At 64.3% G+C, this 15,289-nt stretch carries 14 protein-coding genes; 6 read left to right on the top strand and 8 right to left on the bottom strand.

Translation table 11 applies throughout. The annotated features are described in order from the left end of the window. Nucleotides 1-122: 122 nt before the first annotated feature. The 4 genes from accC to AC0SZ7_RS28825 all read right to left on the bottom strand — a co-directional run bounded on the left by accC (nt 123) and on the right by AC0SZ7_RS28825 (nt 5,964). A complete protein-coding gene (gene accC / locus AC0SZ7_RS28840; protein ID WP_475507577.1) occupies nt 123-1,484 on the bottom strand; it encodes an acetyl-CoA carboxylase biotin carboxylase subunit in 1,362 nt (453 codons plus the stop codon). 17 nt (nt 1,485-1,501) lie between these two features. Continuing rightward, the gene (gene accB / locus AC0SZ7_RS28835) at nt 1,502-1,957 is read right to left on the bottom strand and encodes an acetyl-CoA carboxylase biotin carboxyl carrier protein (RefSeq protein ID WP_475507576.1); all 456 of its coding nucleotides are present in this window, start codon (nt 1,955-1,957) and stop codon (nt 1,502-1,504) included. A 447-nt stretch (nt 1,958-2,404) separates the two neighbouring features. After that, nucleotides 2,405-4,180, bottom strand: a complete 1,776-nt coding sequence (locus AC0SZ7_RS28830) for a protein-disulfide reductase DsbD (RefSeq protein ID WP_475507575.1) — start codon at nt 4,178-4,180, stop codon at nt 2,405-2,407. A 170-nt stretch (nt 4,181-4,350) separates the two neighbouring features. Next, nucleotides 4,351-5,964 carry a GGDEF domain-containing response regulator gene (locus AC0SZ7_RS28825; protein ID WP_475507574.1) on the bottom strand — a complete coding sequence of 538 codons (1,614 nt, stop codon included), beginning with the start codon at nt 5,962-5,964 and terminating at the stop codon, nt 4,351-4,353. 244 nt (nt 5,965-6,208) lie between these two features. Between AC0SZ7_RS28825 and AC0SZ7_RS28820 the strand changes: the two genes are divergently transcribed. The 5 genes from AC0SZ7_RS28820 to AC0SZ7_RS28800 all read left to right on the top strand — a co-directional run bounded on the left by AC0SZ7_RS28820 (nt 6,209) and on the right by AC0SZ7_RS28800 (nt 11,434). Further along, nucleotides 6,209-7,297, top strand: a complete 1,089-nt coding sequence (locus tag AC0SZ7_RS28820; RefSeq protein ID WP_475507573.1) for a DUF2333 family protein — start codon at nt 6,209-6,211, stop codon at nt 7,295-7,297. Nucleotides 7,298-7,300: 3 nt separating this feature from the next. After that, nucleotides 7,301-7,831, top strand: a complete 531-nt coding sequence (locus AC0SZ7_RS28815; protein WP_475507572.1) for an NUDIX hydrolase — start codon at nt 7,301-7,303, stop codon at nt 7,829-7,831. 299 nt (nt 7,832-8,130) lie between these two features. Next, a complete protein-coding gene (locus AC0SZ7_RS28810) occupies nt 8,131-8,502 on the top strand; it encodes a translation initiation factor Sui1 (RefSeq protein WP_475507571.1) in 372 nt (123 codons plus the stop codon). Nucleotides 8,503-8,641: 139 nt separating this feature from the next. Further along, nucleotides 8,642-10,555: an arginine decarboxylase gene (gene speA, locus AC0SZ7_RS28805; RefSeq protein WP_475507570.1), complete on the top strand. Its 1,914-nt coding sequence runs from the start codon at nt 8,642-8,644 to the stop codon at nt 10,553-10,555. 36 nt (nt 10,556-10,591) lie between these two features. Continuing rightward, the gene (locus tag AC0SZ7_RS28800; protein WP_475507569.1) at nt 10,592-11,434 is read left to right on the top strand and encodes an alpha/beta hydrolase; all 843 of its coding nucleotides are present in this window, start codon (nt 10,592-10,594) and stop codon (nt 11,432-11,434) included. Between the two features lie 33 nt (nt 11,435-11,467). Here AC0SZ7_RS28800 and AC0SZ7_RS28795 read toward each other — a convergent pair whose 3' ends face one another. The 4 genes from AC0SZ7_RS28795 to AC0SZ7_RS28780 form a co-directional block, all read right to left on the bottom strand. After that, nucleotides 11,468-12,805: an MATE family efflux transporter gene (locus AC0SZ7_RS28795; RefSeq protein WP_475507568.1), complete on the bottom strand. Its 1,338-nt coding sequence runs from the start codon at nt 12,803-12,805 to the stop codon at nt 11,468-11,470. 39 nt (nt 12,806-12,844) lie between these two features. Continuing rightward, a complete protein-coding gene (locus AC0SZ7_RS28790; RefSeq protein ID WP_455924164.1) occupies nt 12,845-13,138 on the bottom strand; it encodes a hypothetical protein in 294 nt (97 codons plus the stop codon). Nucleotides 13,139-13,332: 194 nt separating this feature from the next. Next, entirely contained in the window at nt 13,333-13,746 is a 414-nt protein-coding gene (locus tag AC0SZ7_RS28785; RefSeq protein ID WP_416422240.1) for a response regulator, read from the bottom strand. A gap of 81 nt (nt 13,747-13,827) precedes the next feature. Then, nucleotides 13,828-14,028, bottom strand: coding sequence for a Flp family type IVb pilin (locus AC0SZ7_RS28780; protein WP_475507567.1), 201 nt, complete (start codon nt 14,026-14,028; stop codon nt 13,828-13,830). Between the two features lie 321 nt (nt 14,029-14,349). Here AC0SZ7_RS28780 and cpaB point away from each other — a divergent pair, with 321 nt between their 5' ends. Then, entirely contained in the window at nt 14,350-15,288 is a 939-nt protein-coding gene (gene cpaB / locus AC0SZ7_RS28775; protein ID WP_475507566.1) for a Flp pilus assembly protein CpaB, read from the top strand. Nucleotide 15,289 lies beyond the last annotated feature (1 nt).

Genomic DNA, 15,289 nt, shown 5'->3' with positions numbered 1-15,289 from the left:
GGGAGCTGGCTTGCCAGCGAGCTTTAATGGGCATCAAAAGCTCGCTGGCAAGCCAGCTCCCACGGGCATAAAAAAACCGGCCACTGGGGCCGGTTCTTTTTGCAGCTATCTACAACCGTGGATCACTTCTGGGCAGCCAGCTTGTGTTCCAGGTAGTGGATGTTGACACCACCCTTGCAGAAGCCTTCGTCGCGGGTCAGGTCGCGGTGCAGCGGGATGTTGGTCTTGATCCCGTCCACCACGATCTCGTCCAGGGCGTTGCGCATGCGCGCCATGGCTTCGTCGCGGTCCTTGCCGTAGGTGATCAGCTTGCCGATCAGCGAATCGTAGTTCGGCGGAACGGCATAACCACTGTACAGGTGCGAATCGACGCGAACGCCGTTGCCGCCTGGGGCGTGGAAGTGCTTGACCGTGCCTGGGCTCGGAATGAAGTTCTTCGGGTCTTCGGCGTTGATACGGCATTCCAGCGAGTGCCCGCGAATGACTACGTCATCCTGGGTGAACGACAGCGGGTTGCCGGCCGCGATGCTCAACATCTCCTTGACGATGTCGATACCGGTGACCATTTCCGAAACCGGGTGCTCTACCTGGACGCGCGTGTTCATTTCGATGAAATAGAACGCGCCGTTCTCGTACAGGAACTCGAAAGTACCGGCACCACGGTAGCCAATGTCGATGCACGCCTTGACGCAGCGGGCGAAGACCATCTGCCGGGCTTCTTCGTCGATGCCCGGGGCCGGCGCTTCTTCCAGCACCTTCTGGTGACGGCGCTGCAGCGAGCAGTCACGGTCGCCCAGGTGAATGGCGTGGCCCTGGCCGTCGGACAGTACCTGAACTTCCACGTGGCGTGGGTTGGTCAGGAACTTCTCCAGGTACACCATCGGGTTGCCGAACGCAGCACCGGCTTCGGTACGGGTCAGCTTGGCCGAGGCGATCAGGTCTTCTTCCTTGTGCACCACGCGCATGCCGCGACCACCACCGCCACCGGCGGCCTTGATGATCACCGGGTAGCCGACTTCACGGCCGATGCGCAGGGCTTCTTCCTCGTCTTCCGGCAGCGGGCCGTCGGAACCTGGAACGGTAGGAACGCCAGCTTCGATCATGGCGTGCTTGGCCGATACCTTGTCGCCCATCAGGCGAATGGTGTCGGCTTTCGGGCCGATGAAGGCGAAACCGGATTTCTCCACTTGTTCGGCGAAGTCGGCGTTTTCAGCCAGGAAGCCGTAGCCTGGGTGAATGGCAGTGGCGCCAGTCACTTCGGCGGCCGCGATGATGGCCGGGATGTGCAGGTAGGATTGCGCAGCCGGTGCCGGACCGATGCAAACGGATTCGTCTGCCAGGCCCAGGTGCATCAGCTCCTTGTCGGCCTTGGAGTAGACGGCAACAGTCTTGATACCCATTTCCTTGCACGCGCGCAGGATCCGCAGGGCGATTTCGCCGCGGTTGGCAATCAGGACTTTTTCCAATTTCGCAGGTTGGGACATCGTTGGCTCTCCGCGATTCAAACGATGGTGAACAGCGGCTGGTCGAACTCAACCGGCTGGCCGTCTTCAACGAGGATCGACTCGATCACACCGCTGGTTTCAGCTTCGATGTGGTTCATCATCTTCATTGCTTCGACGATGCACAGGGTGTCGCCTTTCTTCACGGTCTGGCCGACTTCAACGAAGGCTGGCGAGGCTGGCGAAGCTTTACGGTAGAAGGTACCGACCATTGGCGAACGGGCAACGGTGCCGTTCAGTTTCGGTGCGGCTGGCGCTTCGGCGGCAGCGGCAGGAGCAGCGGCAGCCGGGGCGGCTACTGGCGCGGCAACCGGGGCTGGCGCGTAGTACTGCTGGGCCGGGGTCTTGCTGTGACGGCTGATCCGTACGGATTCTTCGCCTTCACGGATTTCCAGCTCGTCGATGCCGGACTCTTCCAGCAGCTCGATCAGTTTTTTTACTTTGCGAATATCCATTAATCATCAACTCCCAAGGGTCGGTCAGGGGCGTTCAGGTAGTGTGTTCAAGCAGTTCCAGGGCGACCTCCCAGCCAGTCTGCGTGTGCGCTGGCGCCAAGGTCGCTGATCACCCCAGTGGCCGTGAGGCCGTGCCGGGGCGATGGCAAAGATTTCTGCGAATGGCCTGTCGGACAATCGCACGTCGAAGAGTGGGATGCTCACTCTTCGCGGCGCGTCACGTTTTGCGTTGATACCAAGGGCAACTCAAGCGAAAACCGGTGGATCATCTTCATTCGCGGGCTCCCTGCATGGGCCAGATGGTGCTGGCGGGGTGACTATGCCGCAATGGGGCGACGACTGTCCAGTCAAGCACAATAGCCAGCACGTTGCCCGATGTTCGCATAAAATTTGTGACTAACTTGCTAAAAACGGTCATTCAGGCCGGTATGGCACCGGCCTGACGGGTTATAACGCCTTTTTGCCGTCGGCAATGGCGATCTTCTGCACGAAGTCGGCGGCATTGATCTCGCCGATGACCTTGGCCTGGGGTATTTCATCGCCGTTGGCGGCAAAGAACATCAGGGCGGGGGGGCCAAACAGCTTGTAGCGGTCCAGCAGGGCGCGTTGCTCGGCGTTGCTGTCGGTGACGTCGAAGCGTACCTGCTGGTAGCCGGCCAGGCGCGCCTTGACCTCGGGGTCGGTGAGCACCTCGTGCTCGATGACCTTGCAGCTGATGCACCAGTCGGCGTACCAGTCCAGCACCAGGGGCTTGCCGGCCTGTTTGGCCGCGGCAAGCGCCTGCTCCAGTTGCGCCGGGGTGGTGACGGTCTGCCAGCTGCTGGCAGGCGCCGTGGCGGCGCTGGTATTCGCCGGCGCGGGTAGCGGCCGCAGCGGGTCGCCCTGGCCGCTGAGCGCGCCATACCAGCAGGCCAGGCCGTAGACCATCAGCAGCAGCCCCAGCAGTTGCGCCAGGCGCTGACGCGGCGCCTTGTAGATAAATTCCAGCGCGCCCAGGAACAGCCCGACACCTGCGGCCAGCAACCCTACCAGCAACAGCGTGACCGGCCCTGGCAGCACGCGGCTGAGCAGGCCGATGGCCAGGCCCAGCAGCAACACCCCGATGGCGTTCTTGACCACCACCAGCCACGGGCCGCTTTTCGGCAACCAGGTGACGCCGCCAATGGCCACCAGCATCAGCGGAATGCCCATGCCCAGGCCCAGGGCGAACAGTTTCAAGGCGCCGCCCACGGCATCGCCGGTGGTGCTGATGTACAGCAGCGCGCCGGCCAGCGGCGCCGACACGCAGGGCGACACCAGCAGGCTGGACAGCACGCCCATCACGGCAGCGCCCCACAGCGAGCCACCCTGGGTGTTGCCGGCGATGCGGTCCAGGCGGTGGGTGAGGGCGGCCGGCAGCTTGAGTTCGAACACGCCGAACATCGACACCGCGAACAGCACGAAGAACAGCGCGAACGGCCCCAGCACCCAGGCCGACTGCAGGCGCGCCTGCAGGTTCAGGCCGGCGCCGAACAGGCCCATCAACGCGCCCAGGACAGCGAAGCACAGGGCCATGGGCAGCACGTAGGCCAACGCCAGGCTGTAGCGGCGCAGGCGGCTGGTCTGCCCGCGCATCACCACGGCCGAGAGAATCGGCAGCATGGGCAGCACGCACGGGGTAAAGGTCAGGCCGATGCCGCCCAGCAGGTACAGCAGCAGCTCTTTCCAGTCCCAACCCTTGACGGGCGCAGTGGCCGGCGTGGCAACGGTTTCGGCGGCGCCGCCATCGATGGCCAGTTTTTCGGTTTCCGGCGGGTAGCACAGGCCCTTGTCGGCGCAGCCCTGGTAGGTCACGGCCAGGGTGAAGGGGCGCTGGTCGGCGGGGTCGCGGGGCAGGGTGATCTCGACGATGCCGTGGTACACCTCGACGTCGCCGAAGTAGTCGTCGTGCTTCTTCTCGCCGTCTGGAATCTGTGGCGCGCCCAGCTTGATATCGGCCGGCGTGGGCTTGAACGCGAAGCGGTGGCGGTACAGGTAATAGCCGTCGGTGGCCACGAACTGCAAGGTGATGGCGTCAGGCGTGGTCTTGGTGACGTTGAGCTGGAACGCCTGGTGCACCGGCAGGAAATCGCTGCTGTTGTTGAGGGCGCTGCCCAGGGTGGCGCTGGGGCGGCTGTCCAGCAGGCCGGCGCCCATGGCAGGCAGGGTCAGCACCAGTAACAGAAGGCAGAGCAGGCGGCGCATGGCAATCTCGCAACACAAAAGTCTGCGCATCATAGCCCAGCAAGGATTGCCGTGCAGGTGACAGGGTTGTTACCTGCCGTGTCGCAGCCTTTGTGGGAGCTGGCTTGCCAGCGAGCTGTTGCGGCCCTGAAAACTCGCTGGCAAGCCAGCTCCCACAAAAACAGCGGCTGCTACGCGATCGTTTGCACATGGTTGCGGCCAGCGCCCTTGGCGCGGTACAGCGCTTCATCCGCCTGGGCGGCCATGCTCAGGCTGTCGCTGGCGGTCGTCATCTGTACCACGCCGGCGCTGAAGGTGCAGCGCAGGTCGTGGGGCTGCGCCGGGTAATGGATCTCGGCGAAGCGCTGGCGGATCTCGTCCAGCACGTCCCTTGCTGCTGCCAGGTCGGTGTCGGGCATGACGATGGCGAATTCCTCGCCGCCGTAACGGCCAATGAAGTCGGTCTTGCGCAGGCGCTGCTTGAGGAACAGCGCCAGGCTCTTGATCACCCGGTCGCCCATGGGGTGGCCGTGGCTGTCGTTGACCTTCTTGAAATGGTCGATGTCGAGCATGGCGAAGCTCAGCGGCTTGCCTTCGCGGCGTGCGCGGAACGCGCAGTCCTCCAGCAGTTGCAGGATATGGGTGTGGTTGTACAGCCCGGTGAGGCTGTCGCGCACCATCCGCGACTTCAGGTTGCGCGCCCGCGAGGCACGGTTGCGCACGGTGGTGATCAGGTGCCGCGAGCGAATCGGCTTGGTCAGGAAGTCGTCGCCGCCCTCGCTCATGGCGTCCAGCTGCTTGTCCAGGTCATCCTCGGCGGACAGGTAGATGATCGGCACGCTCACGTAGCGGTCGCTGTGGCGGATGACCTTGGCCAGTTCCGGGCCGGTGCAGGCCGGCATGTACAGGTCGAGAATGATCAGGTCGGGCTGGAAATCGGCCAGCTCGGCCATGGCGCCGATGGGGTCGGTGAGGGTGCGGGTGACGATGCCGGCACCGTTGAGCAGGCGCTCGGTGTGCATGGCCTGGGCGCGCGAGTCATCGATGATCAGCACCTTGAACGGCTCGTACTGGGCAACGCAGGTCAGGGCTTCGATCTTCTCCAGCAGGCTCGACGCCTCCAGCGCCCCGGAAAGAAACTCCTGGCCCCCAGCGCGCACGGCGGCCAGGCGGGTAGGGGTGTCGGTTTCCAGCAGGCTGAAGAACAGCAGCGGCAGTTTCGGCTGCTGGCCTTGCTGGGCCTGGGCCGCCAGTTGCAGGCCCGCGCCGCAACCGCCGAAGTCCACGTCCATGACAATGGCTGCCGGCGTGCATTCCTGCATCGAGGCCTGGAACGCCGCCGCAGTGGCCAGCGCCTGGGCGTGCAGGCCGAAGAATTCCAGCTGCATGGCCAGCCGCTCGCCGCGCTCGGCGTCCTGCAGCAGCACGTACACCGGCTTGCGCAGCGGCGGCAGCAGGGTCTGGCCCAGCTCGTCGCCGTGGCGCAGGCCGGTGCGCGACAGGCGTTGCATCAGGCGGTTGAGTTCGTGGATCAGCTCGCTGCTCAGGCGCCCGCGGTTGTCCTCCACGGCCAGCAGGGCCTGGTTGAGGTGGCGGGCGATGGCGATGTGTTCGGGTTGCTCGAAGCGTTCGGCAAAGCGCAGCAGCCGCAGGTTGGCCTCGTTCAGCTCGCACAGGTCGTCGCTCGACCATTCGCTGCGCTGCAGGCGCTGCCAGATCTCGAGGATTTGCCGGGCCTGGTGGATGACCCGCTGGGCAAAGTGATGCTTGAGGCGCTCGCGGCCGGACTCGTCTGCTTCGGTCATGTTCTGACTACTTGTTGGGGGTGCTGCGACTCGATAGTGGCTCTATGCTAGCACTCATTTCCTGTCACGCGACTGCCATCTGGCAAATAACCCTTCACTTTGTGTATTCATTTAATGACTGTCCAGTCGCTTATGCCAGCGGCGTCGCATCCTTTATAGTGCACCCAGGATCGACAGCCCCACTGGCACGATGCAAAGGGGTTGCGGTCGAACCTTTGAATTCAGTGATCGAAAGGATATAGCCATGCTGGACTGGAAGAACCGCACAGGCAAAGGCGAACCGCGCGAGCCCGCCGACAGCAACAGCAAGGGCCCTGCCAAGGCCGCACCGCGCAGTTACCTGGGCGGCCTGCTGGTCAGCCGCGCGCTGTTGACGGTGGTGGGTTTGTACCTGGTGGTCACCGGCCTGCTGGGCTGGTACTGGAGTGAAGAGCCGGCGCTGTTCCCGGTGCAACAGCACGCCCAGGAAGCCGCCGCCCGCGAGGGGCACAAGATGGTGGTGGGCTACACCACCGTGGAAACCCTGAAGACCGTGGCCGGCACCCTGCTGAACAAGCCCGGTGGCTACATCTCCAACGACCGCTTCCCGCCTGGCCTGTGGATGGACAACATGCCCAGCTGGGAATATGGCGTGCTGGTGCAGGTGCGTGACCTGTCGCGCGCCATGCGCAAGGACTTCGCCCGTTCGCAATCGCAGTCTGCCGAAGACGCCGACCTGGTGCGCGCCGAGCCCAAGTTCAACTTCGACAACAAAAGCTGGATCTGGCCGTCCAGCGAGTCCGAGTTCCAGGACGGCATCAATTCCCTGAGCCGCTACCAGGCCCGCCTGTCCGACCCTAACCAGACCGGCGCGCTGTTCTACCCGCGTGCCGACAACCTCAACAACTGGCTGGGCGACGTCGCCACGCGCCTCGGCTCGCTGTCCCAGCGCCTGTCGGCAAGCGTGGGCCGGGTGAAACTGAACACCACGTCGAAGACCGAGACCATCGTGCCGGGCCAGGCGCCGCAGCTTGACGAGGAAATCGTCGAGACGCCGTGGATGCAGATCGACAACGTCTTCTATGAAGCCCGCGGCCAGGCCTGGGCGCTGTCGCACATGCTGCGCGCCATCGAGGTCGACTTCGCCGACGTGCTGGCGAAGAAGAACGCCACGGTCAGCGTGCGCCAGATCATCCGCGAGCTGGAAGCCTCGCAGGAACCGGTGTGGAGCCCGATGATTCTCAACGGCAGCGGCTTCGGCATCCTGGCCAACCACTCGCTGGTGATGGCCAACTACATCTCGCGGGCCAATGCCGCGGTGATCGACCTGCGCCAACTGCTGTCGCAGGGGTAATGGATGTCGTACTCCGATAAAGAAGCGGCGCACCGCGCCGCCTCTGACGCCGAGGCCATCGCCTGGGTCGACGAGCAGGACCACGTGCTGGGCGCCTTGCCGCGCCAGCAACTGCGCGAGCGTGGCCTGATCGGCCGCGCCACGTTCATCCTGCTGTTCAACTCCGCCGGTGAGCTGTGCGTGCACCGGCGCACCTTGAGCAAGGCTGTCTACCCCGGTTACTGGGACGTGGCTGCGGGCGGCATGGTCAGCGCCGGCGAAAGCTACACCGACTCGGCAGCGCGCGAGCTGCACGAGGAATTGGGCGTGACGGGAGTGCCGTTGACGCCCCACGGCCAGTTCTTCTTCGACCAGCCCGAGAACCGCGCCTGGTGCGCGGTGTTTTCCGCGGTGTGGGACGGGCCGTTGAACGTGCAGCCGGAAGAGGTGCTGGAGGCAAAATTCATCCCCGTGGCCCAGGCCCTCGCTGAAAGCGAGACGCGGCCTTATTGCCCCGATTCCCTGGTGGCCCTGCAACGCGTAGTCGCGCCATAAGCCCGTGGGAGCGGGCTCTGCCCGCGAAAATGGCGCCGCATATTCCATGACAGGGCGCGGTGTGCTTTTCGCGGGCAGAGCCCGCTCCCACATTCACCGGTCGTGCACGTCGCGAATCCTTTGATAAATGGCGCGTTTTGGCACTTAGCAAGCCTTGCATTTGCCGTTACACTGCGCGACCTTTTCAAGCTGCAGCCATCCCCATGGCGCAGTAGCGCTGCCCCTGCCTGAGTGGGGCTTCGCGGTCGGACCCGCCCCGTGCGCCGGCCAGTTTTTTCGTCCTCAACTGAGGATTGCCAGTGGCCAAGAAAACCACATCCTTCGCCGCTCTCGGCGGCCTGGTGTTCTCCACCGATGCTGGCCGGCATTGCCCGGACTGTCGTCAACCCATGGATGCCTGCACCTGCAAGCAGACCGTCATCCCCGAAGGTGACGGGATTGCCCGTGTGCGTCGTGAAAGCAAGGGCCGGGGCGGCAAGACGGTGACCACCATCACCGGCGTCCCGCTGGCGCCCGACGACCTCAAGGAACTGGCCACCACCCTCAAGCGCCGCTGCGGTACCGGCGGCGCGCTGAAGGATGGCGTGATTGAAATCCAGGGCGACCACGTCGAGCTGCTGCTCGCCGAACTGGTCAAGCAGGGTTTCAAGGCCAAAAAGTCTGGCGGCTGACCAGCCCCACGCGTTTCCATTTCTAAACTTGACGCGGCCAGCAGGGTCTACCCTGCACTGGCAGGTAATCGTCATCTTCGCTTATTACACTGCACCGGCCGAATCACCGGTGGATTCTGACTTTCTATAGGGGACTTCGATGTCCGTACGACGCACACGCAAAGACGATGGCAGCCAATGGACAGTTGCGGACAGCCGCAGCGTTTATGGGATACGCCATTGGGGGGCCGGTTACTTCGCGATCAACGAGGCCGGGCGCGTGGAAGTGCGTCCCAATGGGCCGCAAAGCGCGCCCATCGACCTGTTCGAACAGGTAGACGAACTGCGCAAGAGCGGCCTGTCGCTGCCCTTGCTGGTGCGCTTCCCGGACATTCTGCAAGACCGCGTGCGCCAGCTGACCGGCGCCTTCGATGCCAACATCGAGCGCCTGGAATACCAGAGCAAGTACACCGCGCTGTACCCCATCAAGGTGAACCAGCAGGAAGCGGTGGTGGAAAACATCATCGCCACCCAGGACGTGTCCATCGGCCTGGAAGCCGGTTCCAAGCCTGAGCTGCTGGCCGTGCTGGCCCTGGCGCCGAAGGGCGGCACCATCGTCTGCAACGGTTACAAGGACCGCGAATTCATTCGCCTGGCGCTGATGGGCCAGAAACTGGGCCACAACGTCTTCATCGTCATCGAGAAAGAATCGGAAGTGGGCCTGGTGATCGAAGAGGCCGCCGAGCTCAAGGTCAAGCCGCAGGTCGGCCTGCGCGTGCGCCTGTCGTCCCTGGCTTCGAGCAAGTGGGCCGACACCGGTGGCGAGAAGTCCAAGTTCGGCCTGTCGGCCGCGCAGCTGATCTCGGTGGTGGAGCGCTTCCGCGCTGCGGGCCTGGACGACGGCATCCGCCTGCTGCACTTCCACATGGGCTCGCAGATCGCCAACCTGGCCGACTACCAGCACGGTTTCAAGGAAGCCATTCGCTACTACGGCGAACTGCGCGCCCTGGGCCTGCCCGTGGACCACATCGACGTGGGCGGCGGCCTGGGCGTGGACTACGACGGTACCCACTCGCGCAACGCCAGCTCCATCAACTACGACATGGATGACTACGCCGGCGTGGTGGTGGGCATGCTCAAGGAGTTCTGCGACGCGCAGGGCCTGCCGCACCCGCACATCTTCTCCGAAAGCGGCCGCTCGCTGACCGCGCACCACGCCATGCTGGTGGTGCAGGTGACCGACGTCGAGAAGCACAACGACGAAGTGCCGGAAATCGCCGACAAGGAAAGCCTGCCCGAAACCGTGCAGTGGCTGGTGGACCTGCTGGGCCCGACCGACATCGAGATGGTCACCGAGACCTACTGGCGCGCCACGCACTACATGAGCGACGTGGCCACCCAGTACGCTGACGGCAAGATCACCCTGGCGCAGAAAGCCCTGGCCGAACAGTGCTACTTCGCCGTGTGCCGCCGCCTGCACAACTCGCTGAAAGCGCGCCAGCGCTCGCACCGCATGGTGCTGGACGAGCTCAACGACAAGCTGGCCGACAAGTACATCTGCAACTTCTCGGTGTTCCAGAGCCTGCCCGACACCTGGGCCATCGGCCAGGTGCTGCCTATCCTGCCGCTGCATCGCCTGGACGAAGAGCCCCTGCGCCGCGCCGTGCTGCAGGACCTGACCTGCGACAGCGACGGCAAGATCAAGCAGTACGTCGACGAGCAGAGCATCGAGACCAGCCTGCCGGTGCACTCGGTGAACGAGGGCGAAGACTACCTGCTGGGCATCTTCCTGGTGGGCGCCTACCAGGAAATCCTCGGTGACATGCACAACCTGTTCGGTGACACCGACTCGGTGAACATCTACCAGAACGCCGACGGCAGCGCCTACAGCGCCGGCATCGAGACCCACGACACCATCGAGGACATGCTGCGCTACGTGCACTTGTCGCCCGAGGAGCTGATGAACCACTACCGCGACAAGGTGGCCAGCGCCAAGATCAGCCCGCGTGAACGCACCCAGTACCTGGACGCGCTGCGCCTGGGCCTGACCCGTTCCTCGTACCTGTCGTCGTAAGTTGTGAAGGGGCTGCTGGCAGTCCTGGGCGGCGTGATGCTGGCTGCCCTGGCCGCCTGCTCGCCGCTGAAACTGGTGGACCGCGTCACCCCCACGGACAGCTACCGGCTGACCGCGGGGGTGGCCTACGGCCCCGACCCCAGGCAGATGCTCGACATCTACCAGCCCTTGAAACCACTGCCGGATCATCCGGTGGTGGTTTTTTTCTATGGGGGTACCTGGAACAGCGGCTCGCGCCAGCAATACCGCTTTGTCGGCGAGGCGCTGGCCTCGCAAGGCGTGGTGGCGGTAGTGGCCGACTACCGGCTTTATCCACAGGTGCGCTACCCGGATTTTCTCAAGGATAACGCGGCGGCAGTGGCCTGGGCCTACCGCCACATCGGCGACTACGGTGGCAACCCCCAGCGCTTTTTCCTCATGGGCCACAGCTCGGGGGCCTACAACGCCGCGATGCTGGCGCTGGACCCGCGCTGGTTGGCGGCCGAAGGGTTGAGCCCGGCGGTTCTGCACGGCTGGATAGGCCTGGCGGGGCCGTATGATTTCCTGCCCATTGAAAACCCCGAGGCCAAGCCGGTGTTCTTCGCCCCGCACGAACCGCCCGATTCCCAGCCCATCAACCACCTTAGTGCCAGCGCGCCGCCGGCGCTGCTGATCGCCGCCAACAGTGACAACCTGGTGAACCCGCAACGCAATACCCATCAATTGGCGGGGCGGTTGCGTGCCTTGGGCGTGCCGGTGCAGGACTTCTACTACGGCCGCGTCAACCACATCACCCTGGTGGGCAGCCTGGCCAAGCCGCTGCGCTGGCTGGCCCCGGTGCTGCCCGATGTGGTTGCCTTTGTGGGAGCTGGCTTGCCAGCGAGTTCTTCGAGACCCTGAAAATCTCGCTGGCAAGCCAGCTCCCACGGGCTGTCAGTTAAACCAGCCGTCGCGCTGATGCAGGCGCCAGCCGACCACGCCCAAAGTCACGGCGCGCAGCGCCATGAACAACAGGAAGCTCAACCACAACCCGTGGTTGCCCAACCCCATGGTCACCACCCCCACCGGCAGCATCAACGCCACGCTCAGCAGCATGGCATTGCGCATTTCCCGCGCGCGGGTGGCGCCAATGAACAGCCCATCGAGTAAATAGCTACCCACGGCAATCAGCGGCAGCACCGCCAGGTACGGCAGGTAGATGTCTGCGGTTGCGCGCACGCTGGGGATGTTGGTCTGCGCGGCGATGAACAGGTGCCCGCCCAACAGGAACACCAGCGCGAAAGCGACACTGGCCAGCAGCGACCAGCCGCAGGACACGGTCATGGAACGGCGCAGTTCGTCGCGCTTGCCGGCGCCGATGGCGTGGCCGCACAGGGCCTCCACCGCATGGGCCAGGCCGTCCAGCGCGTAGGCGGTCACCATCAGGCCATTGAGCAGCAGCGCATTGGCCGCCACGGTGGCGTCGCCCAGGCGCGCGCCCTGCACGGTAATCAGGAAGAACACCAGTTGCAGGGCCAGGCTGCGCAGGAAGATGTCGCGGTTCACCACCAGCATCGGCTTCCAGTTCTGCCACACCCGCAGTGCTGCCCATGCCACCTGCCCGGGGTAGGCGCGCAGGGCCGGGCGGGTCAGCGCCAGGCCGATGGCCACCGACAGCCATTCCGACAGCACCGAAGCCCAGGCCGAGCCGATCACGCCCCAGCCCAGGCCAAGCACGAACCACAGGTTGAGGATGATGTTGGTGATGTTGGTCACCAGCAGAATCGCCAGCGGCGCGCGGGCGTTCTGGGTGCCCAGGAACCAGCCCACCAACGCATAGCTGGCCAGCGCCGCCGGCAGCCCCAGCAGGCGCACCTGGAAGAATGCCTGGGTGCTTTGCGCCAATGACGCGGAAGGTTGCATCAGGCTCAGGGCCAGGTGGCTGAAGGGTAGGGCCAGCAGCCACAGCAACAGCGAGAACAGCAGCGCCAGAATCAGGCCCTGCGCCAGCACCTGGCGCAGCCCGGCGCCATCGTTGCGCCCGGCGGCCTGGGCGGCGAAGCCGGTGGCGCCCATGCGCAGGAAACCCATCACCCACGCCAGGAAGCCATACAGGCTGGCGCCCACGGCCACCGCACCCAGTTGATGGGCGTGCGGCAGGTGGCCGATGACGGTGCTGTCCACCAGCGCCACCAGCGGCACGGAAATATTGGAAAGGATCATCGGCGCGGCCAGCGCCCATACCCGGCGGTGGGTGGGGCGGTCGCGCCAGTCGTTCAGCAGTGTGCTCATGCAGGCTCCTTGCGGGCCCGCCATCCTACCTGATTGGCGTCAGTGAATGATCCAGCTCAGCAGCCACAGGCCCAGTATCAGCCAGATCACGCCGAGGAAGATCGAGGCGCGCATGAACGCGCGCAGCGCCGAGTACAGGAACATCAGGCCAATGACCAGGGCGATGATGCTGATCAGCGAGGCGTCCATGCCCAGCGTGCGCGACAGCCCATCGACGAAATTGCCCCCGGCGTGGGCCAGCAGATTGAACAGCCAGCTCAGGCTGTCGACCACGAAACGAATGATGGCGCCCAGCGCCTGGCCCAGCCATTCGAAAAAACCGTCTGCGTGCATGTGTGTTTCCCGATCGATTACCGGCGTGCTGCCGGCCAGAGCCTTGGGCACGACCAACGGCACCAAGTTCAACTACATCGTAGCCGGATGACGCTCAACGCGCCGACCTGTAGCAGCTGCCGAAGGCTGCGTCAGGGCGTGACGCAGCCTTCGGCAGCTGCTACAGGAGGTAAGAAGAGGTTGCGGTGGCAGCTCTAATGGCCAACGAGATGGATTTTCGGCTCGGGGAACAGGTTGTTCAGGGTTTCCAGCAGGCGCACGTGGTAGATGGGCTTGCGGAACAGGTCCAGCACCTGCAGGCGCAGCATGTCGCTGACGTCCTCCATGTCGGCGTGGCCCGAGGTGACGATCACCGGCAAGTGCTGGCGCGAGGTGTGTTCGCGCAGGCGCTTGATCAGCGACATGCCGCTTTCCTCCGGCATGCGCAGGTCGGTGATGACCAGCGCGATGTCGGGGTTGCGGGTGAGGTGGTGCAGGGCGAGCTTGACCGAGGTCGCCGTGAAGCAGCAGAAACCTTCGCCTTCCAGCAGCTCGGCGAGCTCCAGCAGCGCGTCCTCCTCGTCGTCCACGAGAAGCAGTTGTTGGCGTGGGGGAGGAGAGGGACTCATAGGAAATACCTGGTGCAAGGTGAAATCATGAGTTGAAGCCATGTCAGGACAAGGGGTTCAACACAGTGTAGGACAATTCGCTCAGGACGCAGCAGGCAGTGCGTCTTTGATCTGGGTGAAGACGTTGGTGATACCATTTTGAATGTCGGTGCTGAAGCCGATGATGATCACCGCAACCATGGCCGCGATAATTGCGTATTCGATGCCCGATGCCCCCTCCTGGTCCTGGAGAAAAGCCTGCACCTTGACTTGCGCCTGAACAAAAAACTTGATGAGGGACATGCGGACCTCTCCTTAGCGCTTGATGACGCTGCTACTCCAGAATTTGCGACGTAGTTCCCTTCAACAGCAGCATCGACAACAACCTGACGCCCCACAACTGTAAGAAAGCATTAGCGCTAAAGTTGTGCTCAGCCCCCGCGCGTCAACAAGTCGTTGTTTTTACAACCCGCCAACGTTTGCGTTGATTTTGTTCGCTCCAGTAATGGCGTTTCGTCCTACCTCTACTACCTTGAAATAGCGAAATAGTTTCACGCACTTAACACCTGCACATGACCACGCTTCGGACGGCAGACGGTTTCAAGGCATAAGGAGGCGCCCTCGATGAGCAGTCGATTCACCATGATCCTGGCCGGCCTTTTCCTGGTGGGTGCCTTGGTGGCCGGGTATTGGGGTATCGTGCTCAGCAAGCCGGCCGCGCCGCCCCCTGCGCCTGTAGCGGCAGAACCAGTGGCCGCCGAGCCGGCACCGGCCGCAGCGCCGGCGCCAGACCTGTTGCAGCCGGTGGTGGTGCTGGCCCATGAAATAGCCCCCTATACCCCGCTGACCGCCGCCGACCTTGTGGTTGAGCGCGTGCGCGTTGCCCCGCCGGGCAGCTTCGCCAGCGTCGAAAAGGCCGTGGGCCGCTCCACCTGGCGGGCGCTGCCCGCTGGCACCTGGCTCAGCGACGATGCCTTCAGCCCCGGCGGCCCGCTGGCGCGCATGATCCGCCCCGATGAGCGCGCCCTGGCCGTTGCCGTGGACGAAGTGATCGGCGCCGCCGGGCAAATGGCCCCCGGCGACTACGTGGACGTGATGCTGTACCTGCGGCAAGAGCAGAACAACCCGGCGGCCTCGGCCCAGGTGGTGGTGCCGGCCGTGCGGGTATTGAGCGTTGGCGACCTGGTGGGCCTGGCCAACGATGGCCACCCGGCGGCGCCTGGTGCGGCCAGCGACAGCAGGAACACCCGTGGCGCCCGCACCGTGGTGCTGGCGGTGCCACAAACCCTGGTCAGCCGCCTGATGCTGGCGGCCCAGGCCGGCACCCTGCGCCTGGCCGTGCGCAGCGTCGAGGAAAAACGCCTGGCCCGCTACTGGGCCAATCAGGACGACACCGCGCCCGTGGTGGAAAGTACCAACCGGCAGTTGCTGCAGTTCAGCCAACTGGCCTTGAGCAACCCCACACCGCAGCGTACAGGGCAGGCGGAAAGCCCCGCCCGGCGCGGCATGGAAGTGATACGTGGCAACCAGCCTGCCGACCAGGCCACTGCGCAAACGCCCTGAA

Source organism: Pseudomonas sp. JC1203, from assembly GCF_056175065.1.
Note: the sequence above shows the minus strand (reverse complement) of the source record. Positions and strands in the feature narration are given on the sequence as shown.

Coding starts and splice junctions, on each gene's coding strand:
- AC0SZ7_RS28830 (WP_475507575.1), bottom strand. CDS start 4,180: ATGCGCCGCCTGCTCTGCCTTCTGTTACTGGTGCTGACCCTGCCTGCC.
- cpaB (WP_475507566.1), top strand. CDS start 14,350: ATGAGCAGTCGATTCACCATGATCCTGGCCGGCCTTTTCCTGGTGGGT.
- accC (WP_475507577.1), bottom strand. CDS start 1,484: ATGTCCCAACCTGCGAAATTGGAAAAAGTCCTGATTGCCAACCGCGGC.
- AC0SZ7_RS28820 (WP_475507573.1), top strand. CDS start 6,209: ATGCTGGACTGGAAGAACCGCACAGGCAAAGGCGAACCGCGCGAGCCC.
- AC0SZ7_RS28785 (WP_416422240.1), bottom strand. CDS start 13,746: ATGAGTCCCTCTCCTCCCCCACGCCAACAACTGCTTCTCGTGGACGAC.
- AC0SZ7_RS28815 (WP_475507572.1), top strand. CDS start 7,301: ATGTCGTACTCCGATAAAGAAGCGGCGCACCGCGCCGCCTCTGACGCC.
- AC0SZ7_RS28780 (WP_475507567.1), bottom strand. CDS start 14,028: ATGTCCCTCATCAAGTTTTTTGTTCAGGCGCAAGTCAAGGTGCAGGCT.
- AC0SZ7_RS28800 (WP_475507569.1), top strand. CDS start 10,592: ATGCTGGCTGCCCTGGCCGCCTGCTCGCCGCTGAAACTGGTGGACCGC.
- AC0SZ7_RS28825 (WP_475507574.1), bottom strand. CDS start 5,964: ATGACCGAAGCAGACGAGTCCGGCCGCGAGCGCCTCAAGCATCACTTT.
- AC0SZ7_RS28795 (WP_475507568.1), bottom strand. CDS start 12,805: ATGAGCACACTGCTGAACGACTGGCGCGACCGCCCCACCCACCGCCGG.
- speA (WP_475507570.1), top strand. CDS start 8,642: ATGTCCGTACGACGCACACGCAAAGACGATGGCAGCCAATGGACAGTT.
- accB (WP_475507576.1), bottom strand. CDS start 1,957: ATGGATATTCGCAAAGTAAAAAAACTGATCGAGCTGCTGGAAGAGTCC.
- AC0SZ7_RS28790 (WP_455924164.1), bottom strand. CDS start 13,138: ATGCACGCAGACGGTTTTTTCGAATGGCTGGGCCAGGCGCTGGGCGCC.